General features: G+C 38.3%; 5 protein-coding genes. All 5 read left to right on the top strand.

Annotated features, from left to right (window positions below):
* Positions 1–217 precede the first annotated feature (217 nt).
* Entirely contained in the window at positions 218–1,768 is a 1,551-nt protein-coding gene (gene istA, locus L641_RS0107385; RefSeq protein WP_008466912.1) for an IS21 family transposase, read from the top strand.
* A gap of 11 nt (positions 1,769–1,779) precedes the next feature.
* Positions 1,780–2,535 carry an IS21-like element helper ATPase IstB gene (istB, locus tag L641_RS0107380; RefSeq protein WP_008127212.1) on the top strand — a complete coding sequence of 252 codons (756 nt, stop codon included), beginning with the start codon at positions 1,780–1,782 and terminating at the stop codon, positions 2,533–2,535.
* Positions 2,536–2,962: 427 nt separating this feature from the next.
* Entirely contained in the window at positions 2,963–3,265 is a 303-nt protein-coding gene (locus L641_RS0107375) for a hypothetical protein (RefSeq protein WP_024601566.1), read from the top strand.
* 90 nt (positions 3,266–3,355) lie between these two features.
* Positions 3,356–3,697: a PDZ domain-containing protein gene (locus L641_RS0107370; protein ID WP_051385864.1), complete on the top strand. Its 342-nt coding sequence runs from the start codon at positions 3,356–3,358 to the stop codon at positions 3,695–3,697.
* Positions 3,698–3,952: 255 nt separating this feature from the next.
* Positions 3,953–4,248: transposase (locus L641_RS0107365; protein ID WP_029750350.1), on the top strand; the 296-nt coding region annotated here is incomplete at its 3' end.

Here is a 4,248-nt window from a genome sequence, read left to right as displayed (position 1 = left end):
TGCATATTCTCTCCAGCTTTGATCACCCAATTGCATTAACTTTGATCGCTTATTCTCATTAAGCTTTGATCACTAAAATCACTTGTAAATGATCACATTTATGCTCTTAATGATTTTGCCGATCAAAGCTTAATACCACTCGTAACCGAGTTCACGTTTTATCATTTTTGTAGGTGTGTTAAACCGTTATCTGAATCGTTTGATGAGGATAACAACAATGACAACAAGACCTATATCTATGAGTAAATTACATTCCATTTTACGGCTGAAGTACTCAGCACAATTATCCCATCGAGAGATTGCCAGAAGTTTAAATATTTCACCTGGTACTGTGGCTAATTACCTTAAAAAGGCCAATGAGTTAGGCTTAAATCAATGGCCAATACCAGAGGATAAACAGCAAAATACATTTTTCAACACCAAACTCAAGCGCTTCTCAACGCGTAAAAAAAGACACCCAACGCCTGACTGGTTAAATATCAATAAAGACTTAAAACAACATAAACACCTAACATTACAGCTCGTATTTGATGAGTTACTTGAAAAAGTGGGTGAGCCTTATTACAGCTACAGTCACTTCTGCCGAGCTTATAAACAATGGTTAGGTACCCAGCGACTCTCAATGCGTCAGCAGCATAAAGGGGGTGAAAAGCTGTTTGTGGATTATTGTGGCCCCACAATTACCATTACTTGTCCGACGACACAAGAAAAGCGCACTGCTCAGATATTCGTTGCTGTACTAGGTGCATCAAATTATACCTATGCTGAAGCAACGTATAGTCAGCAACTTGAAGATTGGGTAATGAGTCATGCGCGTTGCTTTGAATTTTTAGGCGGCGTTCCTGACGTTGTTATTCCCGATAATCTCAGAAGTGCTGTCAGTAAAACCTGTCGCTACGAGCCTGATTTAAATCCGACGTACCACCAGTTAGCCGAGTACTTTAACGTTGCTGTCATTCCGGCTAGACCTTATAAACCCAAAGATAAATCGAAGGCTGAAGTCGGCGTACAAATTGTTGAGCGTTGGATCATGGCACGCTTACGTAACCAAACCTTCCACAGCTTAGCGCAACTCAATCATGAAATAGCAAAGCTACTGGATATGATGAACAATAAGGTGATGAAGCAATATCAACAATCACGCAAACAGCTATTTGATATGGTGGATAAAAACGCATTAAAGCCATTGCCTGAAAAGCCCTATCAATATACACAAATCAAAACAGTACGTGTGCATATTGATTACCATGTTGAAATAGAAAAACATTACTACAGCGTGCCTTATCTGTGGGTTAAAAAACAATTACGCGCACACATATCCAATCAACTCGTGCAGCTTTATTATGACGGCACTTTAATAGCACAGCATCCTCGCTCAAACCGTTTAGGCGGACATACGACACAGACACATCATATGCCAAAGGCGCATCAAAAACAGCATGAGCAGTCACCGATAAATTTACGCTCATGGGCATTGAGTATCGGTGATTATACTCATCAAGTCGTTGAATTATTGCTTAATAGCAAACGTCATCCAGAGCAAGCTTATCGCACCTGTTTAGGGGTATTAAGTTTAGCTAAAACGTATTCAAAAGAACGCCTCGAGCGAGCATGTTACCGAGCAATTTGCATGAATACGACCACACACAGATCTATTAAGCAAATGCTGCAAAAAGGGTTAGACCAACAACCATTACCCACACTCCAAACAGAGCCAGAAAAGCCAATTACACACAGCAACATACGTGGCACAGATTACTACCATTAAGGAATGTAAACATGATAGAAACAATTAATCAGCAACTTCAATTGCTCAAGTTATCGGGTATAAAGCAAGCACTCAAGCAGCAGCTTGAACAGCCAAACCTATATCAAGAACAAAGCTTTATAGAGCGCGTCAGTTTATTGCTAACACATGAAATTGATACGCGTGACCAAAGAAAAATAGAGCGACTGGTGCGACAAGCAAAATTCCGCGTACCGGGTCAGTTAAATCAACTCATTTACTCGCCGAAGCGCAATCTAGATAAAGCACAAATACGCAGCCTCAGCCAAAGCACCTGGCTGGGTTTACATCAGAATATATTAATTACAGGCGCCACAGGCTGTGGCAAAACCTACCTCGCGTGTGCCTTGGGTCACGAGCACTGTTTACAAGGAAAAAGTGTCTTCTATATTCGATTAAAAGAATTACTTGAAAGTCTATTTCTAGCACAGGCCGATGGCAGTTATCGAAAATTATTGGGTAAACTCATTAAATACGACTTACTTATTTTAGACGATTGGGGGCTAGAGCCACTCAGTGCTCAGCAACGAAGCGACTTACTTGAATTAGTCGATGCTAGATATGGTTATAAATCACACATCATCATTAGTCAGTTACCACAGGAAAATTGGCACCAAATGATCGGCGAATCAACGCACGCTGATGCTATTTTAGATAGGCTGATTCATGGTGCAATTAAGTTGAATTTAAAAGGAGAATCGATACGAAAACAGTTAAATGAATTGACTGATGATGATCAGTTAAGTTAATTTAAAAATGGCTCTACAAAATGATAAATCAAGCGATCAAAGCTGATGAGAATCGGTGATCAAAGTCATGAGAATACGCACCAAGGCTCTTTAGGCTGATATATAGTTAACTGGTGCATTAGTTGTACTCCGGTGTTTATGGAGTTTTAAGCTTAGCTCGCTACAAAAGAATTCGGGTATGAGCGAGAAGCGGACATTGAGAGTGGCTAAATGTAAGAGTTAATTGATTGGTCAAACTGTTTTTTACTCATATATTCATGAAATGAGGAAAAGCGTATATTGTTGACTCAGCTTTTTTGTAGGCGATAGAAACTTAGAGATAGTAATATCTTAGGTAATTTGGTAAAACTATGTAGATATTATCGTGCCTATAGCAGAGAAATGCGCTATTCGCGTGCTATTAAATTATACACATGGAGTAAGGGTATTGTTCAATAAATTAATTCCAATTTCTCTGATCGTTTTGTTATCAGCTTGTGGTGCAACCCAACCAGCACCATACCAAAAAGATAAAATACTTGAAGATAGAGATCAATATAACGGTTTAGAAGGTATGGCTCAGTATCAAAAAGATCAGAATTACCTTGTAAGTAAAGAGCTGTCTGATAAATGTACCAAAGCTAAAATTGACTTAGCAGTTGCAGAAACAAATAAAAATGCTAACGAAATTAAGAAACAAAATTCACTAATTAGCAATACGTGTATAAGGTTTTTCAAGTCGGGCCTCTAACAGTTTTGTCGGTTCCACGTCGTTTCATATTTTAGCAAATAATTACAAACCGCTTAAAACGGCGGTTAATTTTTTAAAGGAGTAAGGTTTTTGAATTTAACTAGGAAGGTTCTATTAATTTGTTTGTTTTTTCCATTTGTAGCTTTCGCCAAAGGGAAAGTTGGGATTGCCGTCGGTGTGTCTGTTGATGGGTTTTTTAGTCCTGAAATAACCGAGTTTAAAATTGATGAAGTTCATTCTGGATCTCCTGCAGAAAAAGCTGGAGTTAAAGTTGGTCAATTAGTTATCGAACTTGATGGTTGCAAAATCCCGGGCTGCCCAGCAGATAAAGCTAAAAAGCTTATGGATAAAGAAACAGGTGAAATATTACTATTACTAGTTAAAAACTTAGATGGCAGTGAAGCTTTGCTAAAAATACATGTAGGTGAGTAAAAATCTAACGAGAAACTAAACAAGGATAAAAAAGTTGGCTTTTATATGGGCTCCATTAACTTCAAGAGCTTATTTTGGGGTTATTCTACAACTTTATTGTTACAGTCCGCTTATGGCACAGACTGTGTGAAAACTCTGATCACCTTTTGGTCTAAGTATGTTCTGCTTATGATCTATTAATCTATACATTTAGTTCACTTAATATACTGATATTTATATAATTAGACTATTGATTCAGTTGAGGGTTGAGGCAGTATGTCAAAGTTTATAAGCGGTGAAAGTCGTGACCAATCAACGTTATTTCCAGAATCGTTGGAAGATTACGTCAGTGAAGATAATACGGTCAGAGTGATTGATGTTTTCATTGAGGAACTAAATCTAGCTGAATTGGGGTTTAAAGGATTAACTTTAAAGTCCACAGGCCGCCCTAAGTATCATCCAGCCACATTATTAAAACTGTATCTTTATGGTTACCTCAACCGTATTCAATCATCCCGCCGATTAGAAACCGAATGCCAACGCAATATTGAACTGATGTGGCTACTTGGTAA

The organism is Pseudoalteromonas sp. TB41 (genome assembly GCF_000497975.1).
GTDB classification, from domain to species: Bacteria; Pseudomonadota; Gammaproteobacteria; order Enterobacterales; family Alteromonadaceae; genus Pseudoalteromonas; species Pseudoalteromonas tetraodonis.
This window is presented reverse-complemented; position numbering and strand designations above follow the sequence as displayed.

Coding starts and splice junctions, on each gene's coding strand:
- istA (WP_008466912.1), top strand. CDS start 218: ATGACAACAAGACCTATATCTATGAGTAAATTACATTCCATTTTACGG.
- istB (WP_008127212.1), top strand. CDS start 1,780: ATGATAGAAACAATTAATCAGCAACTTCAATTGCTCAAGTTATCGGGT.